A 23,981-nucleotide genomic window follows, 5' to 3' on the forward strand; every position below is an offset into this window, starting at 1 on the left:
TATAAACAGGTAAGGAAGCCCCATGACATCTGAATACTTTCATTTTTTAAGCATTATCGGTGTAGCGTTTTTTGCTATTTCTGGCACCTTGCTGGGCCATGAAAAAAGTGTCGGTGGTTTTGGTGTGGTGGTTGTTGCCACAGTCACAGCCCTTGGGGGTGGAACACTTCGAGACATATTGCTTAACAAACCAGTATTTTGGATAGCTCAGCCCGATTATTTGTACGCAACTTATATAGCCATATTCGCCTCTATTTTATCTATTCGTCACTTACCCGATTTAAGTAACACCACCATGCTATTAATGGATGCTGTAGGGATGGCGATTTTCAACATTATCGGTATCGAAAAGGCACTGATTGGCGGCGCAGATATGGTTGTAGCCATCACCATGGGTATGACCACAGGTATTTTTGGTGGCCTGATGCGTGATGTGATCTGCCGAGAAGTGCCTTTAGTAATGGGCGAAGAACTTTATTCAACCGCTTGCTTATCTGGCGGATTAACTTACGCGGCTTTATTCACCCTTGAGGTGAGTTATATTTGGTGCATTCTTGGCGCATTTGCTGTGACGGTATGTTTAAGATTAGGCGCCATACACTTTGGCTGGCAACCTAATCTGTTTCGTAAAAGCAGCTTTAAACGCTCTTAGCAAGTCATATAAATACAGCCATCGAGTGGCATGTCCTCTGGATACTGGGTTTGTATAAAACCCAGTTTTTCATAGGCTGTTTTAGCAAGGGTATTGTGGGTATACACAAACAAAGACAAGCTATCGCACTGCAACTGCTGTTTGCCCTGCTCTCCTAGTAAGTTTATCAGCACTTTTGCAAGACCTTTACCACGCTCGCTTGGCGCGATAACTAGCCGCCCTAAATGGCAACGCCCTTCGCGTAAATAGTATTGCCCAAACCCTAACATGCGGCCTTCGTCATTAACCAGCGCGTAAGAATTCAGCTTATCTAGGTTTAAATCGTTTTTAAAGCTTTGCGTATCAAATGGATAACTAAAAAATGGCCCAGACCAAATACGCAGTTCTGCCTCTGTGTTAAACCAACCCATTAACTCGTTGAGTTGCTCACTCGTTACTTTAACTAGCTTCATGTTTTAATCTATCGTATAAACCTGATGCACGAGTAACAGATTTATTCATCGCCATAAGCAATACATTTTTATCGGCCACCAGCTCAAATGTGGTTTTCGCACGGGTGATCCCCGTATAGACCAATTGCCTGTTAATGCCCTGATTAGCCTGTTTTATTGGTGGTAAAATCATTGCAGTGTAAGCAAATTCAGAGCCCTGCGACTTATGAATTGTCATGGCATACACTTTATCGTGAGCAGGTAAACGTGCAGGCGAAAAGGCGCGAATATTTTCTTGTTCATCAACAAACATGGCTTTTAACTGACCTTGCTCATCATGCATTAAAATACCTATGTCGCCATTAAACAGTTTTAGCTGATAGTCGTTTTGACTGATCATAATTGGCATACCCACATAATGCCTTTGATATGGCGAAATTAAACCTTGTTGAGCCAGTGCTTTTTCAATACGCTGATTAAGGCTATTTACACCGTAATCTCCCTCTCTGACGGCAGCTAGTAACTGATAATGCGCAAATGCTTTATGCACACTGGCAACACTTGCCCCTTGCTGTATAAGTTGCAAATAATCGTGGTATTGCAACGCCGCTTGTTGCACAAACTGCTCTATCGGTTTACTAATTACGCTGTAATTAAGTTTAAGGTCTTTAAAGCCACCTTGATTAATCGTTTGCTCTACATAGCCCAGTAAGCCTGTGTTATTGGTATTTACAGCTTGTGCTAATTGACCAATGCCGCTGCTGCCATCAAAACGATAACTTTGCTGTAAAAACGCAATACAATCGTTAAGTACAAAATGACTGCTCGCCGCAGGTATCTCGCTCTGATTATTAAAACAAACGCGATTAAGCTGCGCTGCTCTTTCACTGCTGTAATCTGGCATTTTGCCAAGCTCTAACCCTTGGCAGAGGTCGCTAAGAATACTGCCCGTATCAACCGAGGCTAATTGGTCTTTATCACCCAGTAAAATAAGCCTTGCATGGCTCGGTAATGCCTCGATGAGTTTTGCCATAAGTGACAAATCAACCATCGATGCTTCATCAATGATCAGTACATCTAAATGCAGTGGGTTACGCTTATTATGGCGAAACTTATTGGTATGCGGAATAACGCCCAGTAAACGGTGAATCGTTTGCGCACTCTCAGGAATAAGTGGCGCGATATTATTAGGGATCATACTGAGCTTTTGCTTTGCCCCTAAAATCGACTCGGTTAAACGAGCTGCCGCTTTGCCTGTCGGTGCAACCAGCTTAATTGTTAGCGGCGCACTGACATACAAAGATTGTAAAATAGCTAGTAGCTTAGTTACCGTGGTGGTTTTACCGGTACCCGGGCCGCCTGTGATCACACTAAAGCCTTTTGTTGCAGCAATTGCACAGGCTACTTTTTGCCAGTTTAATGTTTTAATAGGATCGCTTGGGTTGGGTGTATGCTCACTGCTAGGAAAATACACCTCAAGTAATGCTGTTAATGCGGCTTCATCAAGGGTGAGTTCTTTCGTTGCTAAATGATGTAAACGCGAAGCCAGTGTGGTTTCGTACTCTGCCAATCGAGCAAAATAAAGTTTATTCGCAAACAATAGCAGTGGTTTGTCGTTCCCTACACACTCAGCATTAATTAGTTTATTAACGGCATCAGAAAGGCCAAATTCTGTCGCAAACGGGGTTAAAACCTCAGGGGCTGCAATGCTGGCATCAGCTAAGCTTTGCTGTTTAATTTCAAACGGATTTTGCCAGTTTATATTCACGAGCTCCAAGCAGCTGTGCTGACTTTGCTGCGCTGCCGCAAGCAATAAAATCAGGTAAAAAACCTCACTGTGCGCTGCTTTGTTATTCTCTATCAGTGTTTGTGAACCGGTTACAGTCTCTGTGCCAGTCAATAGCTCTGCGAGTTTCACATCAACTAAGCGAATACGTTTTGCCTCAAGTAAATAACTCAGTAACGGCTGTGTTTTAAGTTCTGTGGCAGGCAGCGCTGAATCACTTTGGGCATGTTGTGCTGGCTGCTTATTCATTGGCTCGTTTGGCTCATGGTCATCAAAGCCGAATGTCAGTTGACTCATAGCATGGCTCCTTGTGCGAATAAACTATCCAGCTCAGTTATTTGCTGTTTTGTTAGCTGATTGAAATACACCCCTTGCCCTTCGCTCATACCACGTAAGAAGGTATAGTAAACACCCCCTAAATGCGTGTCGCTATCGTAATCATGAATACGTTGTTTTAATAAGCGGTGCAATGCCACGGTATATATCAAATACTGCAAATGATACTGGTGACTGGTCATGGCCTGTTCTAGTTGCTCATGGTGGTAATCAGCCGCACTATTGCCTAAAAAGTTCGATTTATAATCAAGAATATAATACTTACCCTGCCAGCAAAATATTAAATCGATAAAGCCTTTTAGTAAGCCTTGCACCTCACTAAAATCAAGCTGCCCGGGTAAGTTAAAGTGTTTTACTAACACTTGGTTAAGCTTATCGCTTGAGAGCGATAACAGCGGTAAGTTAAATTCCATTTCGACTAAACAGGTATCGGGCTCAAGTACTGATAAACTAAGCCCTTTATCGTTTAATGGGCAATTCAGTGCAGCAAGGATCCACTGCTCGGTCATTTCCTGCCAACTATCGTCAATATGGTATTTTTCGAATAACGTTTTGATCACTTTATCTAGTGCGTGGCCGTCTTGCTCAGTGGCTGGACGCTTTAACGCATAAGGGTCAGTAACGTCTAATTGCTCAAATATTTCATGCAAACAACTACCCGGCTTTGCCCCTTTAGGGAAGCTGTAAGGTGTTAAAGCATTGGCATTTTGGGCTAAAAACTCATCTTTTTCGTGGTCTTCATCACTGCGGCCAAGTTCAATATGTTCAGTATGCTTTTTCAGCGTTAAGCTACTAAAGCTGGTTGAGCGCCAATCACGCTGAATGTCTGCTTTAACAGTATTAACTTGATAGGCTTGCTCACTGTCTGCACCAGCAAATGTTAACTTTTCAAGCTCATCTGCTTGGCTAAACACCTCATAGTGCATGTGCGCAGAGCCTTCACAAAATTGTTGTAACAACGCGCGCCATTCATCGCCCGATTTAATCTCTAACCCTGCAAATAATACGTGGCCAATGCTGGTACTTTGAATTCCAGGGCGAGCACTACGACCTTGGGCAATGTTATACATACCCACAGAGCAAAAATGCACGGCACGAGTCAATGCCACATAGAGCAAGCGTAAATCTTCAGCCAAGCGCTCTTGCTCTGCTTTTTGCATTGCGTCGTCACTTTTAGCAAGGTCATAAATCAGCTTACCGTCTTTATGGTAAAGGGCTTCTTTGCTTTCGCGATAACCACAGGCAAACGGCATGAATACAATCGGGTACTCTAAGCCTTTTGAGGCGTGCATGGTGACAATTTTCACCAAATTTGCATCGCTTTCTAGGCGTACTTGCACCGCTTCACCATCTTGTTGACTAACTTTTTGTGCAAACCAACGCAGCAATCTGTGGGTGCCCTCAAGCTCGATTTGCTTTTGCTGTAAGATTTCCCCTAAATGGCGGAAATCGGTGAGCCAGCGCTCAACGTTGTAACCTAAGCCTTGCCAACGCGCTGCGAGCTGGTTATGGCTTAATAAACGCTCAAGCATCGCCATAGCGCCTTGTTTATGCCAAATATGAGCGAGCTGAGCAAAAAAGTTTAAATGTTCTTGCCACGCACTTTCATTTTCGTGAAGCTGATAAATGCGGTTGTAGCTTAAGCAAAACAATGGCCCGGCAAGTACACCGCGCAGTAATGATTCATCATACTGACCATGCAATGCCGTTAAAAAGTTCAGTAAATGATGACTAAGCTCTTGGTTAAAAACACTATCACGCGATAAATACACACTGGCAATGGCGGCTTCTGCCAGTGCAGTTTTCATCAGCTGTGCTTCGTTTCGGTCACGCACTAACACACAGATATCAGCGGCGGTAAGAGGTTTTCCTGCAATGGTTGCAGCGCCTGCATCAGCTTGCTTGAGTAGCTCGGTGATTTTTTTCGTATATTGCAAAGCCAACGCTTGTTGAGCCATCCCTTTGCTGGTTGGCTTGTTGTTGGCTTCGGCGTATTCATCAACAAAAACCGAAAATTCAAATGCACTTGGCATTTCACCGTTTATTAAAAACGCTTTGTCTTGCCGTTTTCCCTTCGCATTAACCTTTTGAAATGGGATTGCGTCGTTATAAATAAAGCTATTGTCATTTTTAGAAAATAAGCGGTTTACGCTATCAACAACCCCTTCACTTGAGCGATAGTTGGTATCTAGGGTGTATTGCTTGTCTTTTGCTACGGCTTGTTTTGCGCCAATGTAAGTAAAAATATCTGCACCACGGAAACCATAAATTGCCTGTTTTGGGTCACCTATCATGGCAAGGGTGGTGTTTTTAATGCCATAAATACGGCTAAAAATACCATATTGAACTGGGTCGGTATCTTGGAATTCGTCAATCATGGCAACTGGAAATAAAGCCGCAATTTTTTCACTTAATGCTTGGCCTTGCTCACTTAAAAGCGCCTGATGCAAGTTACTCAGTAAGTCATCTGGAGTAATAACACCTTGTTCTTGCTTGCGTTTAACTAGTGCATTTGCGACCCATTTAGCTGCGTATTGCACTATCGCAATATTCAATCCGTTATTGATAAGGCTACTAAGTTGCGCCATTTCATCAAACCGAGCCAGCATTTCGTGACTGAGTAAGCTACCGTTTTTCTTATAATTTGCAGGGTCGCTTAAATTCTCTGTGCTCCACACTTCAAACGAGTATTTATTGGTACCAAATACAAAAAACAACTCGTCATTGTTTAAGTATTCTTCAAGCGCTGCAAGGCTGTTTTTTCGCCCTGGGGTTTTTGAGCCACTTAAATCAGACGCTTTTACAGCATTAATAAACTCACTCTCACGGCACGCCTTTTTAAATGCCGGGACTTTTGCCACAAAGTTATCGCGTGCTTGCCATATTTCATCAAGGTCATACTCGGGGGTGATTGTTGCCCCTTGTTTATTGAGTAAACTCACTACCTGTGAATACAGTGACGCAGGCACTGGGAAAATATCGGTAATTGCTTGCGTGCGCTCTTTTGATTGTGGGTAAACAAAAGCACGCCAAAAGTCATTAAGGGTTTCTTGAATAAGCTCACGCTCATCTAAAATAAACTCTAAGTTAAACGCCACCCCTGACTCAAAAGCATGTTGTTTCAGCATTCGCTGACAAAAGCCATGAATGGTGAATATAGCGGCTTCATCCATCGACTTTGCCGCAGCGTCTAGCAAATCAAATGCGGCGTGTTTGTCAGTTACCTCGTCAATTACTTGCTCAATCAGCTCATCATCGGGCTCTTTGCCAAGCAGAGCATCTCTGGCATTGATTATACGCGCTCGCACACGGTCTTTAATTTCTTGGGTGGCGGCCTCAGTGAAGGTCACCACTAGGATTTGCTCAACACTAAGCGGCGTATTTAATGCTTCATCTTCCCCGGTCGCTTTTTGTAAGCCCAACAAATACCGTAAATACAAACCTGTGATTGTATAGGTTTTACCTGTACCGGCACTGGCTTCAATAAGGCTTTGCCCACACAGCGCCATACTCATTGGATTAAGCGTTTGCATGATCGGCCTCCTGTGCTAATTCAACGAGTGGCGATAACAGCAGCTCGCTCCATTTTATAAACTCTTCTTCACAGTCTTTAAGGCTCTTTATGGTTAAACGAATATACGGATTTTCACCCTCACCCATGCCTATGTATTGCGGTGCGAATTTATTGTTTGCTTTGACCATATCTTTATCTGTTTTTATATACTCGTAACCACTGACCGGAAAGAACGCCACTGGGCGAGTTAAAAGCGTTTCATAAAGCGAGAACCAATCGTTTAAATACTTGCGGGCATCGTTTTCTGACAAGGGTGAAAAACTAATTTGCTTGTCTAAGCCAAGAATAAGGGTTTCAACTGGCTGACCCATTATTTGCGCCGCTAAATGATGCACAAAGCCACGAATAACATCTTTTGCTTTAATACTGGCGGTGCGATAAAACACCTGTTTTTGACCATAAATATGATTTAACCAACCTTCCAGTGTGGTATTGGCAATTTTAATATTTACTTCAACGGGTAATGCTTCATCACCTTGAATATGTGCTTTCACTTGCCCTGCAAGCGCATCAACTCGGTGCTGCATACTTTCAAATACAAGATCGCCAACATGGGCTTGGGGTAACTCACCGCGCTGCATTATTTGCGCTTGGTTCAGAGGAATTTCTTGAATGCTGGCTTCGAGAATTTCGTCTAGGTAAAAGTAGCGACGTAATGCGTCTAAACTAAATGGCTCTTCATCTTTTGCAATATCGTTAAATTGCGGTAAGCGTAAACCCAAACTTTGCTGATAAAAGCTCTCGTGCGGCTGGCAAATACTGCGAATAAACTGAGTTAACTCAACACTGCTTTCTGGCTGGACACTAAGCGCTTGCTGAGGTTCAGGATTAACAGCTTGAGTTGGCATCCACACAGGGTTATAGCTGTGTAATTGTGTGGCTAACGGTTTGTTTGCTTTTTGCTCGTCATCAGTTTGGCTTTTATTACCTTCTTTGTTAGTGGTCAGATAATAAGCTGGGTTAAATGGCTGTAAGTGCTGATAATTAATCAGCGCCTCTGGTAGCTTTAAGTGAGTGTCTTGATCAGCAAACTCAAAGCTACGGGCTATGTATTCCAAAAGCTCGCTCACTAAGGTTGAGGGCATTCTTGGTTGGTTATCAAAGCAAGAACGGCCAATATAACTGATGTATAAATTCTCACGGGCACTTAAAATCGCTTCTAAAAACAGGTAACGGTCGTCGAGCTTACGAGAGCGGTCGCCTTTTTGGCGTTTTGAGAAAGGCACTAAGTCAAAACCAATTGGCTGAACGGTACGCGGGTAATCTGCATCATTTAAACCTAGCATGCACACCACTTTAAATGGCACCGCACGCATTGGCATCAACGTACAAAAGTTAACTTGCCCCACTAAAAAGCGCTGCCCTACGCCTTTTTCTTGAATACCTTGTTTTACAAGGTAACTAACAATGCGCTGCGAAACAGCTTGTTGGTAATCGCCATTGTCATAATGCTTAATCAGTGTATCGAGCACTTTTTGCAGCACTAATAAATCCCAGCTTTGTTCGCCTTCATCGCTGTACACATCGTTTAATAATTCTTTTAGAATTTCTGCTTTTTCGTTAAGTGGTGCATCAGCTTGCAGCTTGGCTTTATAACGGGCCAGTACATCAATAAATTCAATGAGTTTATTTAAGGTATTTAATGCCATGCCCTCAACTTCATCGGCACTGTAAATCCCCGAAAACGGCAATTGTTCATCACGTTGCGCAACGCCAAGTAACAAGCGGTTTAGGCCATGTTGCCAAGTGTTTAAATCTATTGCGGGTAAGCCAAAACTGTCTTTGTGGGCGGCATCTAAGCCCCATTTAACGCCAACGCGTTCAAGCCAAAAACCAATTTGCTCATATTCATGGGCTTCGAGGTTAAACTTCTCGGCAATTTGTGTGACTTGCAGTAAATCAAGAATGTCAGACACACCAAAGCGTGAGTATGGTAAGTCAGCTAAACTAGCAAACGAACTAAGCACGGGCTTTTCTTGCTCTATGGCTAAATCGGCTAACGCATAAGGGATAAAGCGTCGTCCTTCTGCACCACCAAACACTGCCTCAATATACGGGCTGTATGTGCCAACATCCGGCATCATTACAATAATATCTTTTGGTGTTAGCGCTTTATTTTCATTGAATAAATTGAGTAAGTAATCATGTAGTCGTTCGACTTCGCGTAGTGGCGTGTGACAATCACTCAGCACAATACTGGTGTCATCTGCCTGAATTGGCAGTTTGCCTTCGTCATTAATAAACCATTCTTTATCAGGCGTAAGTGATTCGCCCTTAAAGGCTAATTGGTAAATTTCGGACTGTATTTGCGATAGCAAGCTTTGATCAAAATCGTTATCGAACCCGTCAAGCCACTGCGCATCCAGTTGTAGTAACTGCTCAAAATAGTCTCGGCCTAATTTACCCCACGACGAGAGTAATGGGTTACCAATAAAAAAGTACTCGTGATCAGGGTTTTTCGCGCTGTCTTCAAGCGCTTGTAACTGCGGGCGTTTGGCATATTTAGCAGCAATCTTGGCTGCTGTTTTTTCATCGAGTGTGTCGCCCCAGTAATGTTCACTTGGGTTAAAGAAAAACAAAAACACCTGCGTTTTTTTCGCAATGGCCTGAAATACTTCAAGCTGGCTACTCGCAATTGCAGAAATACCAAATAAGCTAATACGCTCAGGTAATTGGCTTGCGTCCATTTTTTCAAGGGCTGCAAGGAGTTTGTCTTGCATATTGGCGCGGTGATATTGGCTTTGCCCAAGTTCTTTACTGTGCGCCACCAGCTTACGCCAGAGATCTGGCTGCCATGGCGCAATGCCTACATCAACATCATCAAGTTCATCGATGCCCTGCTCCCAAGTGGCAATCCAATTAGGGCGATACATTAAGTATTGGTCATAAACGTCGGCAATTTTCTCGCACAAGGCAAAGGTTTTTTGCCCCTCACTGTCACCATCTAAATAGGTTTTCAGTGGTAAATACAGCGGCTCATCAATGCAGTTTGGTAAAATCGCAAACAGCTTCCAAGCAAGGTTAGCTTTGTTATACGGTGATTCACTGGGTACATCAGGCAATAATTGTTGGTAAAGCTGCCAAATAAAACTCGAAGGCAGCGGAAAATCAACCTGAGCGGCAATCCCTAAGTGTTCACTTAAACCTATTTTTAGCCACTGCGACATACCCGGTGACTGCACAAGCACAATTTCTTTTTTAAAGGGGCTCGTTAATGGATTAACTTTAAGAAGAGCGTGAAACCGCGCTTGCAGTGCTTCCATGCGATTTGATTGAATTATATTCAGCACTTTACACTGTCCTTGCTTGAAACTAACTAATTGACACAGTGTAAGATATTTTAATTAGATGGGATAGAGAGAAATACCCGCAAACAAGGCTTATTCCATGATTGCGGGTATGAGCTGCGGGCATGTGTTAAATATATGCGCAGCTGGCAATATTTACTGGTATGGGCTTATCGTCGATAACGCGAACTCTGTGTGCATTATCTCATCACCCTTGATACCTTTAAGCGCAATACGAATGGTAGGGTCTGCTTTTTGCCAATCGATTGTTAAATCGCCGTAGTTAACCTCATGAGTGTAATCACCAACACGGTGTTTATTAGGGCTAACATCTTTCCACTTTTCTGTAAGCCCCGAGCTGGTCATTTCATATAAAGGATAATCTAGGTTTTGTTGATACTTAGACAGCTCACCCCAGTGAGTATCACCACTGACAATAATCACACCGTTTACTTTATGCTTTTTAATAAGCGCAAATAAACGCTCACGATCAGCCGGATAATTAGCCCATGACTCCCAACCAGTAAAATCAGCTAATAGCTGCAAGCTTGAGGCAATGATTTTTATCTTTTCATCTGACTTAAGCTCTTGTTCAAGCCATTGCCATTGGCTTTCGCCAAGCATAGAGGCGTTTTTATCAGTTGTTGGGCTATAAGGCCCTTGTTTTGCAGGTTTTCGTTCAAGTTGATAGGTCATCGCCGATACGTGATTCAACGGTGTGCGATTAAAACGCAGATCAGGCATGATCACCTTTACTGTTTGCTCACCTTCACCGTACGTGTAAGAAGTGTAAATACCATCTTCACGAGTTCTACGAGCAGAATCCGCAGGCTCTTGCCAAAAGTCGAGCATGATTTTTCGTGATTGCTGTTTTTTGGGGTATTCGCTGCCAGCGTCATTTTCGCCATAATCATGGTCATCCCACATGGCAATGATTGGCGTATTCGCACGTAATGTTTTAAAGCCCGGCTTTTGCCCTAAACGTTGATATTTATCAGCAAGTACCGACATATCTTCGGTATCACCATAAATGTTATCGCCAAGGAACATAAATAAATCGGCTTGCTCTTTGTTGATAGCATCAAAAATCGGAATAGCCTTGTCTTGATGACCACATGAGCCAAACAAAATTTTACTTGGCGCGGCAATCGCACTCACACTACTAACGAGCATTAACCCAGATAAGGCGCTTTTAAACAAACTAAAAGTTAAACTCATTTTAAAATCTCCTTAATTGGCGCGGCCATTTTCGGGTTAACTTGCTGACTGTTAACGCCTAAAATATTCAGCACAGTTGCCGCTACTTGCGCTTGTTTGAGCTCATTGCTTGGCTTAATTAAGCCTGTTGCTTTTATATCTGGGCCAATCGCTGCTAACCAAATATGCTCAGAGCCAACAATGCCGTTTGGAAAACGCTGCTTTCCTTGCTCCGAACGTGCCAAAGCACGCTTCGAACTATGATGCTGCCAATCATCAGCATGACTGCCACGGCCATGGTCGGTCGTGATGATCAATGTGGTATTGTCTTTATAGCCCGGTGTTTGTTGAATTGTTTGCCAAAGGTCACGGATAAACGCATCGCTTTGTTTAGCCGATTTTAAATAGGCATCGTATTTACCGTTATGAGCAAAGTCATCGGTTTCACCCAAGCTAATAACCAGCAAACGCGGCTGTTTATTTAATAAATATTGTTTGGCAAATCGGTAGGTAAAGCTGTCGAGACGCACATTATGCCAAGGGCTTGGGATCTCGCTTTGCATTTGGTTTAGCAGAGTCACTTCCTTTGACTTCACCGCATCAAAAGTTTCAAAGCCAGCATTAACAAACACTCCACTGCGCTCACGATTTACAATATAAGGAAACACATCCCAGCTACCAAAAAGCGCGGTTTTACCTTTAAACTCTGGCTGAGAATTTAAACTCTCTAAAATGGTTTTATTCGGGTTAGGCACTTTATCGTTGCTATCGATATTTTCGTCTACTATGCCGGTTAAAATTTCACTGTAACCTGGGTATGAGAAATACCACGGGTTGCTTACCGACATGAATGAGCCTTGAGTTCTATCGCCAATCAAAACGCCTTGCTTTGCCAATGTTTCACTAAAAAATGGCATTAACGCTTGAGTTCGCTGTGCTTGGTCATCTCGCCAAAAAAGCGCCTTTAGTTCATCTGTATTTGCAACAAAATCAGTGTTATCAATAAGGTTCTCATCTGCCCCTGAGAACACTTCTTGCCAGCGAAGCCCATCAAGAGTAACAAGCACAACATTGTCGGCAGCTTTACAGCTTATACTTAAAAGTGATGCTGCCACCACCGCCGTGGCTAAAATTATTTTTTTCATATCTCACCTGCAAAAAAGCCCATCAAAGATGGGCTGTTTAAACGTTAGCTTATTGCTTAAAACTGCGCTGTAAGTGTTAGAGCTGCGGTACGTGGTGCACCAATAAAGTAGGTTGAACCATTACCAGTACCACCCGCTAGATAAGATTTATCAAACAGGTTATTCACCACAAATGCAAGGTCGAGTGATTTAAACACACCCGAATCAAGACTCGTGTTATAACCTATGTTTAAATCAACCAAGGTATAACCATCAACTTTGTTACGTGAACGGGTTTGTTCATCAGTCCATGCACCTAAACGCTCACCTGTGTATTTAGCTGATAAACCAAAGCGGAAATCACCACTGTAATAATCTGCTGATACCACAAATAAATCTTGTGCTGAGTCAATCACTTCATCACCCGCTTTAAAGCTTGCAGATGCTTCATCAAGTAACTCACCATCGCCGTTATATGCACTTGGATCGTTCGATTGATACTCAGAGTTATTGTAGGTATACGATGTGTAAAGGTTCCATTTGTCAGTCAGCATATAACTTGCAGAAAGCTCCACACCTGTTGACTCAATACCACCTACGTTGATGTAAGAACCGTTCGTGCCAATCGTGTAGTCAATACCATCGGTATCACTGCCCGGGGCAATAAAGGTAATACGGTTATCAAATTCAATGCTGTAAGCCGTTGCCGTTAAACGTAAACGGTCATCACTGTAACGCACACCTAGGTCGATGTTTTCAGCTGTTTCAGGTTCAATTTCGGTCAGTGTTGATGAATCGCGTTCAAGTACGCCATCTTTAATTGCCGCAAAGTTTTCGCTGTAGCTGGTAAATAACTCTGTGCTTGCAGATAGCTGATACAACACCCCGCCGCTGAATAGTACGTCTGAATCACTGTCGATCTTATCTGAATATTCATCTTCAAAATGGTTATAACGCTGCAGTTCAACAAGATACTGTTTAGCACCTAAATTAAGTGTGAAATCGCCTAAACTGATTGAGTCTTGCACGTACCATTTGAATGTATCTGTTTCAAACGTGTTCTTGTACTGTGTCCAATAAGGTGTTTGGTCAAAGTGATGATAGACACGGGCATCAATAACTTTATGCCAGTCACGTGACTCATCGCGGTCTGTTTGTTCAAACCAAAAGCCGGCTTCAATATCATGATTGCCAAGCGTTACTTGGTACTCGCCGGTCATACCTAAGCGGTCTTTTTTGTAGTGAGTATGACGATACGACATAACCGGAATGGCATCATCTGGGTAACAGGCTGGGTTTAAGCCGGGGCCAGATGCCCATGGCCACTCTAAACTTGCAGTACAACCCGCAGCTGGTGCAAGTGGATTACCGTCGCTATCTGTAAAGCCATAGCTGCCTGCGTTTTCACCACCAATTGTTGTTGGGTTACCATCGCCATCAACCGGTGACGTTAAATAAGGCGGGATCCAATCGCCACGACCCGAGTTTTTATGGTAGTAGGGCGACAAGCTTAAGTTTGAAGTGGCACCTAATGCGTAATCAAACTTTACATATGCAAGGGTATTTTCACGCAGTGTACCCCAGCCCTCAGCAAACATTTGATCAAAATGCGGCACGCCAGTCCAATTCCAAGTTAAACGATCCCAATCAGGGTTTTGTTCAAACTCACTAATGCTGATGCTGTTATAGTTAATTTCGTGAACATCATCATACGAAACACGACCTGTTACGGTTAAATCGCTAAAATCTGACACAAACTTAGCTTCGATATGCTGGTTGTCTTTACCACCATTGCTGCCATCGCCAATCCAGCGGCTAGTGTCTGTTTGCGAATAGCTAATATAGGCTTGCGTGTTATCAAACACAGTGCCGGTTTCGTGCTTAACAAAGTAACGGCTAGCATTGTGATCGCCCGTTGTATAAGCAAACGTGGTGCTTTGCTCAGTACTCGGTTGTGCACTCACAAAATTAAATGTACCGCCTAGCGCTTCGAGTGATGCAGAGGCAATATCAGACGTACCTTGCCCTACTTCAACCGTTGCTAAATTTTCGCTGTCGAGATAACGGTTTGCTTTTGCGCCGCCACCATAGTTAGAACCGCCATTAGGAATACCATCAATCGTCATACCTAATTGCTGTTGATTACCATCGATACTAAAGCCACGCATAGTAATTGTGGTTGACCAATCGTCACCACCGAATGCATCACCTTCGTTGATGCTGATACCCGGTAAGTTATCAATCACGGCTAACACACTTGATACTGAACTTTGTTGCTCAAGCATGGCAGGTTCAATGACGTTATTTGCATAACTTGTTGGCTTTGCAACAACGGTAATTTCTTCAATTTCGTTATTGGTGTTTGCATTTGCCGATGTTGCTAAAAGCGTTGCGATTACAAGGCTTAGTTTTGTTTTTTTAGTTACTGTGCTCATTGTTTTTCCAAGGTTACGTATATAAAAGCGGGCACAGTATGCAGAGCGTGTATGACATTTAGGGTCAAAATTTTTGACACAACAGTTAAAAAATTAATGCATTTTCATGGCAGATTTAAGACTCAACTGTTTAATAAATAAGAAAGTATTAGAAAAAACGCCCAGTTAAATTAACTAGGCGCTTGTTGGTTGGACAATATTATTAGATTTGCTTAAATCAACTCAGCCAGCATTTCTTCGCTATATGGTGTTAACGCTTCACCATTTTTAACTTTACTGATGTAATCTGGGTTCGCAATGAATGGGCGACCAATCGCAATTAAATCAAATTGGTTGTTATCGATAGCTTGATTTGCTGTTTCAAAGCTATAGCTACCTACCCCTACCAAGGTACCTTTATAAGCACCACGCATATATTCAGACGCCGACTTATTACCTAAACTTGCAAAGCGCATGCTGTCATCAAAGATACCAACATGTAGGTACGCAAGGTTACGTGTTTCAAGTGCTGGTAATAGATAATCAAATACTGCTTTATCACCGTCGCTTTCAGTCATATTAAAATACGCACCTGGCGATAAGCGTAATGCTGTTTTATCTGCACCAATGGCTGCCACTACAGCATCAACAACTTCAAGAGCAAAACGTGACATGTTTTCTGGTGTTTGACCGTATTGGTCTTCACGTTGATTGGCAGCAAAGTGTAAGAATTGATCAATCAAGTAACCATTCGCACCATGAATTTCAACGCCGTCAAAACCCGCTTCAATTGCATTTTCAGCCGCTTTTGCGTAGTCAGCAATTAAACCTTGGATGTCTTCAATGGTTGCAGCTTTTGGGGTAACGTAAGTTAACTCGCGCATTCTTGGTACCGAACCCTCTACACCAATTGCCGAAGGAGCAAGTACATCACCACCAAAAAAGTGAGGGTGAGCAACACGACCTACGTGCCAAAGCTGAGCAAACATTTTGCCGCCTTTCGCGTGCACAGCATCGGTCACTTTCTTCCAACCTTGAATTTGTTCACTGGTAAATAGACCCGGTGTATTTGGGTAACCTTGAGCATCTGGGCGAATAATCGTTGCTTCGCTAATAATTAAGCCCGCATCGGCACGGCGTGCATAATAATCAACCATCGCTTGGGTTGGTACGAGATTATCGTCGCTCATACAGCGTGTCAGTGGTGCCATTAATACACGGTTTTGCAGCTCAATGCTGTCATTTAGTTTAAATGGAGAAAGTAAATCGGTTGTCATGGTTTTATCCTTATCTTGAACATACATTCAAGATAAGGGCGAAACATACACACTTCAAGGTTTATTTTGAATATTCGTTCAAGATTACGTAAACTTCGTTTATACCAATTCGCTTAATTAAGTGGTCTATTTTGAGGCAAGAAAACCTCGTTGATAACAAGGCAAAAATTTCGTTATTTAGTTGTTCTAAATCAGAAATTTTTAACGCGGGTAGCGACAGGTTTAATCCCTCAAAATGACTAAGTATTATTGCGGATTGGTATTATAAACCGTGAGGAGCCTTAATGAGAACTGCTGAATTTGATACTGAATTTGTACTACGCCAAGCCATGCATGCTTTTATGCAATATGGCTATGCGAAGACCAGTATGCAAAAATTAAAAGAAGTGACTCATCTTCATCCGGGCTCTATTTACGCGGCTTATGGCAACAAAAAAGGCTTGTTTTTAGCCGCTACTGAGCAGTATCAAAAAGACAGAAACCAACAATTTACTGCCCTTTTTAATGACCAACAATCAATTTTATCGACCCTCAAACATTACTTAACTGTGATTGTTGATGAATGTATTGAAGGTGAAGTTGCCAAGGTATGTTTGCTTACAAAAAGTATTTCTGAGGTTGAAGGCAATGATCCACAAATTTGTAGTGTGCTGCGTGGTAACCTTAATGCCTACGAGAATGCCCTCGCCGAACAAATTCAAAAAGCCCTTGATAACAACGAATTTAAAAGTAGCAAGCCAGCTCAACAGTTGGCGCGCTTTTTAGTAATGGGTATATACGGTATTCGTACCTATGCACTAACAAATCAAGATCCAAAATCTCTGCAACAACTTGCTGACGATCTATTTGCTGCATTAGTAAATTAATTTAGCTATTAACTTTACTTGTCATATTTATTTATCACCTTATGATTAAGGTGTAGCTGTGTATAACTAAAAGAGTGAGCCTGTCATGAATAATGCAACTGCTAAACGTGTTGAAACTGAGTTTGATGCTGTACTCGCCTTAGGCGCAAAGAAACGACTCGCTTATATGTTTGAAACGGTTCAAGAGTTTAAACAAGTGTGGATCCTCAATGATGAACATGGCTGTGTCATGCTCTCTAACGAAGACGACGACTGTGTTCCTGTATGGCCTAGCCGCGAGTTTGCACAAAGCTGGGCAACCGGTGAATGGCAAGATTGCGAGCCCAAAGCGATTCCAGTAAAAGATTGGTTAAGTCGCTGGACACCCGGCCTTGAACAAGATGACTTACTGATTGCTGTATTCCCAACTGATGAGGATGATGGCACGATTTTATTCCCCGATGAGTTTGACTCGCAACTAAGAGTGCCGAAAAAACGATTTTAAATACAAGGGAGCCATGCGCTCCCTTTTTTATGCTATTTGTTGTAAGCGCAGTGCTGAAATATCTTTTATCGGTGGCTTACCAAAAAAGCGAGTGTACTCGCGGCTAAACTGGGATGGACTCTCGTAACCCACTTTTAAAGCAGCAGAGCCTACATCTATTCGCTCATTTAGCATTAATTGCCTTGCCGCCTGCAATCGTAAGTTTTTTACGTATTGCAATGGGCTCATTTTTACTACATCACGAAAATGCAGCCTGAATGTTGACGGGCTCATGTGTGCATCACGAGCCAAATCATCGATTGAAAATTGACTGGTAAAGTTTTCTTTTAACCAACATAAGGTTTTGGCGATTTTTTGATGGGCAGAGCCAGACATCACAATCTGTCTTAAATAAGGGCTATGCGGACTATTTAATAAACGCAATATGATTTCTTTTTTAATTAGTGGCGCAAGATTAGCTTTTAAATGTGGCTCATTGTCGAGTTGAATAAGCCTAAGCAAAGCATCAAGTAAGCCGTTATCAGTATCAACCACCGACATAGCTTGATGTTTAGGGAACTTATCTTGCCCTGCAAACTCCATTTCAGCAACAATATGGCTTATTTCATGAGCATCTAAGCGTAGATATAAGCCGTAAAATGGCTGCTCTTTACTAGCACGAGTAATATGTGAGGCAACAGGCACATCGACTGAGGTCACGAGTGATTGGCCGTCAGTGTAGTCATAACTATGCTCACCTAGTACCACTCGCTTTGCGCCTTGCAAGCTAATGCCCAGTCCTAATTCATACACGCAGGCCATCGGCAATGAAACTTCGCTTCGTCTGAACACCAATAACTCTGGAATAGCTGTTTCAAAACTACCATCTGCAACCGCTATCGCTTTCACTGCTTCTAATAATGCCTGACGCATTTAGATTACCTCTAATAAATACTCCATTAAGTGTATCACCGTAATTTGAAGTTAGGACCATTTAAGGTAACAGTTCGTTGCTTTAGGCAAAAATTACATCATTTATGGCAAGCAGAAATCGCCATCATCAACCATAATGTATTTTCAATTTTTCGATTACATACTCTATGTAATCAGCCACTTCTACAAAACTTCAATATATTCAATACCTAAAATCAAAAGAGAAATTATGAACCCAAATAACACGGATCTATTTGTGTTTGTCGCGATGGCTGCTTTGGTAACCGTTCATGACAAGCCTTTGTTAAAACGAGCATGTCAGCACGCATTGAATGATGGCGTATCAATGCAAGAGTTGTGTGATATTTTACCGCATATTAGTGTGTATTCTGGGGTGCCAAAAGCATTGTTGGCGCTAGATATTTTAAACTCGGTTGATGATATTCAAGGTTCAAATTCGCTGCTTATCAAACGTACAGAACAGCAACTAAAAACCGCACTGACATTGGGTCAGCTGCCTTTTGACAAAGAGCAGCAAAACAACGACATGTTTGAGCTTGCCTCTTTAGGTGCATTATTTGCGTTAGACGATGCCAGCAGCTTAGTTAGTGAGCAACTAAAGCGCTGTGTAATACTTGGCTATAGCCGTGAACAACTTGAATTATTAGTAATAGAACTTGCCAGAAAGGTCAGTAGCCACATAGCCATGCGCGCTAAATGTTATCTCGAAAAGTACTTTGCTATGGTAGGTTAATAAAACCTGCCAAAGCGCAATTTTCCTCATTGACTTTAATTCATGTAACAACTTTTTGTTTCCTCATATCGTTTGGCAAAGTAACTCTGAAAAACCTTCAAACAACTATACTGTAGAACATTGAATTTACTTAATTAACCATCCTTAAGTTACGAAAAATATAAATTAAACTAAGATGAAAAACCTATGATTTTGTCTATATTTAAGAAGATATAACTTAAATAGTGAATTGTATTAATGAAATCAACGATTTTGGGAAAGCTCAACTTTTTTAAAAGTAATGGGTTCACATTGGTAGAGCTTATGGTGGCTATATCAATTATAGGGATCTTATCCTTAATCGCCCTACCTAATTATCAAAGCTATGTAAATGAATCTAAAGCAGCTACCTTGTTATATAGAATCCATTCTATAGGGCTTGCATATCAGGATGTTATAGCAACTTCACCAGATGCACTGGCAAAGCCAAATGAGCTTTCAAGTTCAAGTTTTGGTCAAGCCCCAAGCTATTTACCAGGACTTGCCAGTCAGTTTTCTGAAGAGTTTGATATTGGATTTTCAGCTCAGTTAGTTAATCATTCTGGTTATTTTAATTTTACTGGTCATGAGGCTTTTCCTGTTTTATTTTTAAAAGCAAATAGTCAAAACGGTTTAAATGTACTTAATGCCTTAGATCACATAACTGAGTTAAAACACTCTTTCGTGACTCCTAATATGATGATTATTGCGTTAGCAACACCTTATGAGACACACCAAACAAATAAAGAACCTTTAGCTGCAAATTCAAACCTTCCCAAAATCAATCAACCACCTAAATTAGCTAATGCTGGGACTAGCCAGCAACCTGAAGCAAGTAATAATGGTAACCCCCAACTTCCTGATGCAAGTAACACAGGTAATACCCCACCTCCAGATAGAAGTAGTGGTGATAGCAACACGGGTAGCCAAACGAGTACAAGTACAGAAACTGGTACAAGAACAGAAACTGGTACAAATGGTGAATCAGAATCAGGCAGTCGCAGTAATGCAGGTTCTAACTTGAATTGGCCTCCGGGCTGGGTAAAACACCCTGAACAACATATAGGTCAGCAGCACGGCCATCAGGAATAAGTAACTAGGAAGATAAAAATGATTTCAACCAATAAACGATGGCAAGAAAGTATCGCGCAAGCGATGGATGAAACGCAAAATAATCAACGAAATAAAAATCGATCTTTTATTGTTTTACCGAGCTGGCTTCCTTATGCAACATATATTGCTTTTGGGTTTTTGTTAGCAAAAGCACTAGTTATCGGTCATGAAACTCACCCTGTAAATTATGACAGAGATTATCAAACGGGCAGCTCAGTTGCATTATTAATGATTGCAGAAGATGTTGAACATTACCGCACAACTTACGGAGAACTGCCAGACGATTTACCAAGCCCTATTGCATCTGTTATGGATGTAACTTATGAAAAAATTACCAACGAACATTTTCGCCTAACCATTCCACATGGTAATTCAACAATTACGTTTGATGCCAAAGACGACAAAATATATATGGAATGAGTATGGCTGATAAACATGAAGTACACAGAAGTAATGCCACTTTTAATTGGCTAAAACGATTTTGCATTGAAAAATCAACTAACAGCAATATTAATATTGAAGAAATGTATAACGGTGAATCTGCGATTTCAGCATGGAAAAGTGCAGAGGCAATTTTGCAAGTCGACAGCAAAATATTAACTGAAATGATTGCAAAGAGTTACCAGTTAGAGGTTGCAAAACCTCCTACCAATGTGCCGGAAGAATTGCTTCATTATGTTTCTCTTAAAGTAGCCAGAGAGTATGGCATTTTTCCTGTAGACTTTACTGATGGCTTATTAACAGTTGCTTCACCCCACCCATTTGATACTGATATGGAAGCAATGGTTGAATTTTTAACGACCCTGCATGTTAAGTCAGTATTGGCATCACCCGAGCTCATAGCAAAATGGACAGAAATGTTTTATCAGGAGCAAATGCTATCTGAAAATGACATTATTATAAAAACAACCCAACTTAACACACGAACCAAACGAAATGAGCTCGACTCTTCAAACTCAGCCATCGTTAAAATTGTATCTGAAATGCTGTTAGAGGCATTTATATTTAAAGCCAGTGATATCCATATAGAACCCTTTAATAATGGCGGCATAGTTCGTTACAGAGTAGATGGCATGTTAAGGGTCATATCAGAACTACCTGCACAAGTTTTTATCCCAATAATACAAAGAATAAAAGCATTAGCTGGCCTTAATTTAGCAAAAAAAATGGTCCCACAGGATGGTAGTGTGAGTTTAGAGCTTAAAGGCCAAGATGTTGACCTACGGGTATCTACATTACCTGTTAAAGGGGGAGAAAAAGTAGTCATCCGCCTGCTAATCAAATCTGTTGTAAACAAGTTAGATGATATTGGTTTACAACAGCAAGAGCTCGACACATTTAAAAACTTACTGCAAAGTAGCGAAGGTATCTTTGTGATAACAGGCCCTACCGGGTCAGGAAAAACAAGTACACTTTATGCTGCCTTAAAAGAATTAAACTCACCCGAAAAGTGCCTTGTTACAGTTGAAGACCCTGTAGAATATGAAATTGAAGGTATTGCCCAAGTTAATATTAATCCTCAACAGAATCTTACATTCTCCAGCGCCCTCAGAAGTATTTTAAGACAAGACCCTGATGTAATATTGATGGGTGAAGTTCGCGATGAAGAAACCGCAGAAATGACCTTTCGCGCTGCAATCACGGGACATTTTGTGATGACCACCTTACATACTAGTGATGCAATTACGACTATTTCAAGATTAATAGGCTTAGGTGTGTCAAGGCCTATTATTGCCGACTCTTTAAAAGGTGTTGCAGCACAGCGCTTAATTAGAAAACTATGCCCTAGTTGTAATCTAAGTGGCCCATTGGCCACAGATACCCATGGCAAACGCTTTAAAAGTATCTTTCCTGATATAAATATTATGTCGCCATCAGGTTGCGATGAGTGCGATCACGCTGGTTACAAAGGACGCATTCCTCTGTTCGAAATAATCACTATAGACTATCAACTAGCCGATGCAATCAGAGCTGGAGAAAGTACCAGTAAGTTAAGAGAGGTTGCAGCTCAAAGCGGTGCTAGGTCTTTATATAAAGTGGCCTTAGAAGCATTATCAAAAGGCCTCACTTCAGCAGAAGAAATAAACAGAGTATTAGGACAGTCTTTTTGGAAAGAGTGTGAAAGAATTAACAGCTTTGATAATTAGACTAGCTAAAATACGCCTTTAAACCATTTGAGAATAATTAAAGTAAGCTTGGTAGATAAAGAAATGGCGGTGACGGAGAGATTCGAACTCTCGATACGTTGCCGTATACACACTTTCCAGGCGTGCTCCTTCAGCCACTCGGACACGTCACCTAAGGCGCTTAGAGTTTAGCGCGGCGTTATAGTATGAAAACAACCCTACAGACGCAAGGGCTTTTTAAAATAGTGTAGTTAAGTGATTAGTAATCAAACAAAAAAGGCAAGGTAAACACCTTGCCTTTTGTATAAACATTAACGCTGAAGCGTTGCAGAGAACTCTAACATACGGTTAAGCGACTTTAATGCGCCTTCGCGTAAGTCCATATCAACAAACACTTCTTTACCTTCTGGGTCTGTCAGTGCTTCTTCAATCGCTTTTAAGCCATTCATTGCCATCCACGGGCAATGTGCACAGCTTTTACATGTTGCGCCTTCACCTGCTGTTGGTGCTTCAAAGAATTCTTTCTCTGGGCATAACTGCTGCATTTTGTAGAAAATGCCACGGTCAGTCGCGACGATGAACTTTTTGTTGTCCATGGTTTGCGCTGCTTTGATAAGTTGGCTTGTTGAACCAACTGCATCTGCTAAGGCTACAATCTCCGCAGGTGACTCTGGGTGAACCAATACAGCCGCATCTGGGTGTAAGGCTTTCATATCCTTAAGTGCTTTGGTTTTAAACTCGTCATGAACGATACAGGCGCCATTCCACATGATCATGTCAGCACCTGTGTTCTTTTGAATATAAGAACCTAAGTGTTTGTCAGGACCCCAAATGATTTTTTCGCCTTGCTCGTCTAAGTGCTCTACGATCTCTAGGGCACATGAAGAAGTAACAATCCAATCTGCACGCGCCTTAACTGCAGTTGATGTATTTGCATACACTACTACTTTGCGATCTGGATGCTGATCACAAAACGCAGAGAACTCTTCGATTGGGCAACCTACGTCTAATGAACAGGTTGCAGCAAGTGTTGGCATTACAACTGTTTTATTTGGCGTAAGGATTTTTGCTGTTTCGCCCATGAAGCGAACACCCGCAACCACAATTACATCTGCGTCGTGCTTAGCGCCAAAACGCGCCATTTCTAGCGAGTCAGCAACACAACCACCTGTTTCTTCAGCAAGCGCTTGAATTTCAGGATCAGTGTAATAATGGGCAACAAGAACGGCGTTCTTATCTTTCAATAATTGTTTGATACGTGCCTTGTACTCGGCTTGCTCGTCTTTAGATAACGGAGCTGGCTTTGGAGGGAAGATATAATCTTCAGGCATAATTTGTTCAGCTAGACTCATTTCTCGACCACTTAGTCCACAGTGCATTCATGGCGCGAATTATACGAGAATCTTAAGCTAAAGAACAGTATTGCTGTGCGCTGTTAAGATAAATAAAGGATAACTTAGATAGAAATGGTAAGTAAGAGATGGTGGGTCATGATGGACTTGAACCATCGACCAATGGATTAAAAGTCCACTGCTCTACCAACTGAGCTAATGACCCGCTCTGAATATTTAGATGCGTAAATCCGCCGATGTGAGGTACCATTTTTAGAAATGGTGGGTCATGATGGACT

Annotated in this window: 17 protein-coding genes and 2 tRNA genes; 7 read left to right on the top strand and 12 right to left on the bottom strand. The window is 41.9% G+C overall.

Annotated features, from left to right (window positions below; genetic code table 11):
* The first annotated feature begins 22 nt into the window (after nt 1-22).
* Nucleotides 23-652, top strand: a complete 630-nt coding sequence (locus L1264_RS11885) for a trimeric intracellular cation channel family protein (RefSeq protein ID WP_062565213.1) — start codon at nt 23-25, stop codon at nt 650-652.
* Here the strand turns inward: L1264_RS11885 and L1264_RS11890 are convergent.
* The 8 genes from L1264_RS11890 to L1264_RS11925 all read right to left on the bottom strand — a co-directional run bounded on the left by L1264_RS11890 (nt 649) and on the right by L1264_RS11925 (nt 16,078).
* Nucleotides 649-1,104, bottom strand: a complete 456-nt coding sequence (locus L1264_RS11890) for a GNAT family N-acetyltransferase (RefSeq protein WP_199526351.1) — start codon at nt 1,102-1,104, stop codon at nt 649-651. The two genes, L1264_RS11885 and L1264_RS11890, sit on opposite strands and share 4 nt — an antisense overlap.
* The gene (recD, locus tag L1264_RS11895; RefSeq protein ID WP_199526350.1) at nt 1,091-3,166 is read right to left on the bottom strand and encodes an exodeoxyribonuclease V subunit alpha; all 2,076 of its coding nucleotides are present in this window, start codon (nt 3,164-3,166) and stop codon (nt 1,091-1,093) included. The genes L1264_RS11890 and recD overlap by 14 nt, the downstream gene beginning before the upstream one ends.
* The gene (gene recB / locus L1264_RS11900) at nt 3,163-6,738 is read right to left on the bottom strand and encodes an exodeoxyribonuclease V subunit beta (RefSeq protein WP_235404039.1); all 3,576 of its coding nucleotides are present in this window, start codon (nt 6,736-6,738) and stop codon (nt 3,163-3,165) included. The genes recD and recB overlap by 4 nt, the downstream gene beginning before the upstream one ends.
* A complete protein-coding gene (recC, locus tag L1264_RS11905) occupies nt 6,725-10,069 on the bottom strand; it encodes an exodeoxyribonuclease V subunit gamma (protein ID WP_199526348.1) in 3,345 nt (1,114 codons plus the stop codon). The genes recB and recC overlap by 14 nt, the downstream gene beginning before the upstream one ends.
* A gap of 153 nt (nt 10,070-10,222) precedes the next feature.
* On the bottom strand, nt 10,223-11,284 hold the full coding sequence (locus tag L1264_RS11910) for an alkaline phosphatase D family protein (RefSeq protein ID WP_105180956.1): 1,062 nt from the start codon (nt 11,282-11,284) through the stop codon (nt 10,223-10,225).
* Nucleotides 11,281-12,408: an alkaline phosphatase family protein gene (locus L1264_RS11915; RefSeq protein WP_199526347.1), complete on the bottom strand. Its 1,128-nt coding sequence runs from the start codon at nt 12,406-12,408 to the stop codon at nt 11,281-11,283. Before L1264_RS11915 ends, L1264_RS11910 begins: the two co-directional genes overlap by 4 nt.
* Before the next feature lie 56 nt (nt 12,409-12,464).
* Entirely contained in the window at nt 12,465-14,822 is a 2,358-nt protein-coding gene (locus tag L1264_RS11920; RefSeq protein ID WP_199526346.1) for a TonB-dependent receptor domain-containing protein, read from the bottom strand.
* A 212-nt stretch (nt 14,823-15,034) separates the two neighbouring features.
* Nucleotides 15,035-16,078 (bottom strand): alkene reductase, encoded by a 1,044-nt coding sequence (locus tag L1264_RS11925; RefSeq protein WP_138557142.1) that lies wholly within the window; start codon nt 16,076-16,078, stop codon nt 15,035-15,037.
* A gap of 284 nt (nt 16,079-16,362) precedes the next feature.
* Here L1264_RS11925 and L1264_RS11930 point away from each other — a divergent pair, with 284 nt between their 5' ends.
* Nucleotides 16,363-16,944: a TetR/AcrR family transcriptional regulator gene (locus tag L1264_RS11930; RefSeq protein ID WP_138557141.1), complete on the top strand. Its 582-nt coding sequence runs from the start codon at nt 16,363-16,365 to the stop codon at nt 16,942-16,944.
* Nucleotides 16,945-17,029: 85 nt separating this feature from the next.
* Entirely contained in the window at nt 17,030-17,428 is a 399-nt protein-coding gene (locus tag L1264_RS11935) for a DUF2750 domain-containing protein (RefSeq protein WP_138557140.1), read from the top strand.
* A gap of 27 nt (nt 17,429-17,455) precedes the next feature.
* Here the strand turns inward: L1264_RS11935 and L1264_RS11940 are convergent, their stop codons facing one another.
* Nucleotides 17,456-18,340 (bottom strand): AraC family transcriptional regulator, encoded by an 885-nt coding sequence (locus L1264_RS11940; RefSeq protein WP_135925043.1) that lies wholly within the window; start codon nt 18,338-18,340, stop codon nt 17,456-17,458.
* A gap of 229 nt (nt 18,341-18,569) precedes the next feature.
* On the opposite strand from L1264_RS11940, the gene L1264_RS11945 reads away from it, so the two are divergent.
* The 4 genes from L1264_RS11945 (at nt 18,570) to L1264_RS11960 (ending at nt 22,372) form a co-directional block, all read left to right on the top strand.
* Complete coding sequence (locus L1264_RS11945; protein WP_199526345.1) at nt 18,570-19,094, top strand: carboxymuconolactone decarboxylase family protein; 525 nt, start codon at nt 18,570-18,572, stop codon at nt 19,092-19,094.
* A 237-nt stretch (nt 19,095-19,331) separates the two neighbouring features.
* Nucleotides 19,332-20,204, top strand: a complete 873-nt coding sequence (locus L1264_RS21500) for a prepilin-type N-terminal cleavage/methylation domain-containing protein (RefSeq protein WP_199526344.1) — start codon at nt 19,332-19,334, stop codon at nt 20,202-20,204.
* Between the two features lie 18 nt (nt 20,205-20,222).
* On the top strand, nt 20,223-20,645 hold the full coding sequence (locus L1264_RS11955; protein WP_199527558.1) for a hypothetical protein: 423 nt from the start codon (nt 20,223-20,225) through the stop codon (nt 20,643-20,645).
* Between the two features lie 2 nt (nt 20,646-20,647).
* Nucleotides 20,648-22,372 (top strand): GspE/PulE family protein, encoded by a 1,725-nt coding sequence (locus L1264_RS11960; RefSeq protein ID WP_199527559.1) that lies wholly within the window; start codon nt 20,648-20,650, stop codon nt 22,370-22,372.
* 64 nt (nt 22,373-22,436) lie between these two features.
* Here L1264_RS11960 and L1264_RS11965 read toward each other — a convergent pair.
* From L1264_RS11965 to L1264_RS11975, 3 genes are all read right to left on the bottom strand, one after another.
* A tRNA-Ser gene (locus tag L1264_RS11965) sits at nt 22,437-22,524 on the bottom strand.
* Nucleotides 22,525-22,662: 138 nt separating this feature from the next.
* The gene (gene nadA, locus L1264_RS11970) at nt 22,663-23,703 is read right to left on the bottom strand and encodes a quinolinate synthase NadA (protein WP_135925056.1); all 1,041 of its coding nucleotides are present in this window, start codon (nt 23,701-23,703) and stop codon (nt 22,663-22,665) included.
* Between the two features lie 129 nt (nt 23,704-23,832).
* Nucleotides 23,833-23,908, bottom strand: a tRNA-Lys gene (locus L1264_RS11975).
* Nucleotides 23,909-23,981 lie beyond the last annotated feature (73 nt).

Source organism: Pseudoalteromonas sp. APAL1 (assembly GCF_021532475.1).
GTDB lineage: Bacteria > Pseudomonadota > Gammaproteobacteria > Enterobacterales > Alteromonadaceae > Pseudoalteromonas > Pseudoalteromonas lipolytica_C.

Bases quoted from the DNA above. Each gene is read 5' to 3' on its own strand.
- L1264_RS21500 (WP_199526344.1), top strand. From the start codon at position 19,332: ATGAAATCAACGATTTTGGGAAAGCTCAACTTTTTTAAAAGTAATGGG.
- L1264_RS11915 (WP_199526347.1), bottom strand. From the start codon at position 12,408: ATGAAAAAAATAATTTTAGCCACGGCGGTGGTGGCAGCATCACTTTTA.
- L1264_RS11945 (WP_199526345.1), top strand. From the start codon at position 18,570: ATGAACCCAAATAACACGGATCTATTTGTGTTTGTCGCGATGGCTGCT.
- L1264_RS11920 (WP_199526346.1), bottom strand. From the start codon at position 14,822: ATGAGCACAGTAACTAAAAAAACAAAACTAAGCCTTGTAATCGCAACG.
- L1264_RS11930 (WP_138557141.1), top strand. From the start codon at position 16,363: ATGAGAACTGCTGAATTTGATACTGAATTTGTACTACGCCAAGCCATG.
- L1264_RS11935 (WP_138557140.1), top strand. From the start codon at position 17,030: ATGAATAATGCAACTGCTAAACGTGTTGAAACTGAGTTTGATGCTGTA.
- L1264_RS11960 (WP_199527559.1), top strand. From the start codon at position 20,648: ATGGCTGATAAACATGAAGTACACAGAAGTAATGCCACTTTTAATTGG.
- L1264_RS11890 (WP_199526351.1), bottom strand. From the start codon at position 1,104: ATGAAGCTAGTTAAAGTAACGAGTGAGCAACTCAACGAGTTAATGGGT.
- nadA (WP_135925056.1), bottom strand. From the start codon at position 23,703: ATGAGTCTAGCTGAACAAATTATGCCTGAAGATTATATCTTCCCTCCA.
- L1264_RS11940 (WP_135925043.1), bottom strand. From the start codon at position 18,340: ATGCGTCAGGCATTATTAGAAGCAGTGAAAGCGATAGCGGTTGCAGAT.
- L1264_RS11955 (WP_199527558.1), top strand. From the start codon at position 20,223: ATGATTTCAACCAATAAACGATGGCAAGAAAGTATCGCGCAAGCGATG.
- L1264_RS11925 (WP_138557142.1), bottom strand. From the start codon at position 16,078: ATGACAACCGATTTACTTTCTCCATTTAAACTAAATGACAGCATTGAG.
- L1264_RS11885 (WP_062565213.1), top strand. From the start codon at position 23: ATGACATCTGAATACTTTCATTTTTTAAGCATTATCGGTGTAGCGTTT.
- recB (WP_235404039.1), bottom strand. From the start codon at position 6,738: ATGCAAACGCTTAATCCAATGAGTATGGCGCTGTGTGGGCAAAGCCTT.
- recD (WP_199526350.1), bottom strand. From the start codon at position 3,166: ATGAGTCAACTGACATTCGGCTTTGATGACCATGAGCCAAACGAGCCA.
- L1264_RS11910 (WP_105180956.1), bottom strand. From the start codon at position 11,284: ATGAGTTTAACTTTTAGTTTGTTTAAAAGCGCCTTATCTGGGTTAATG.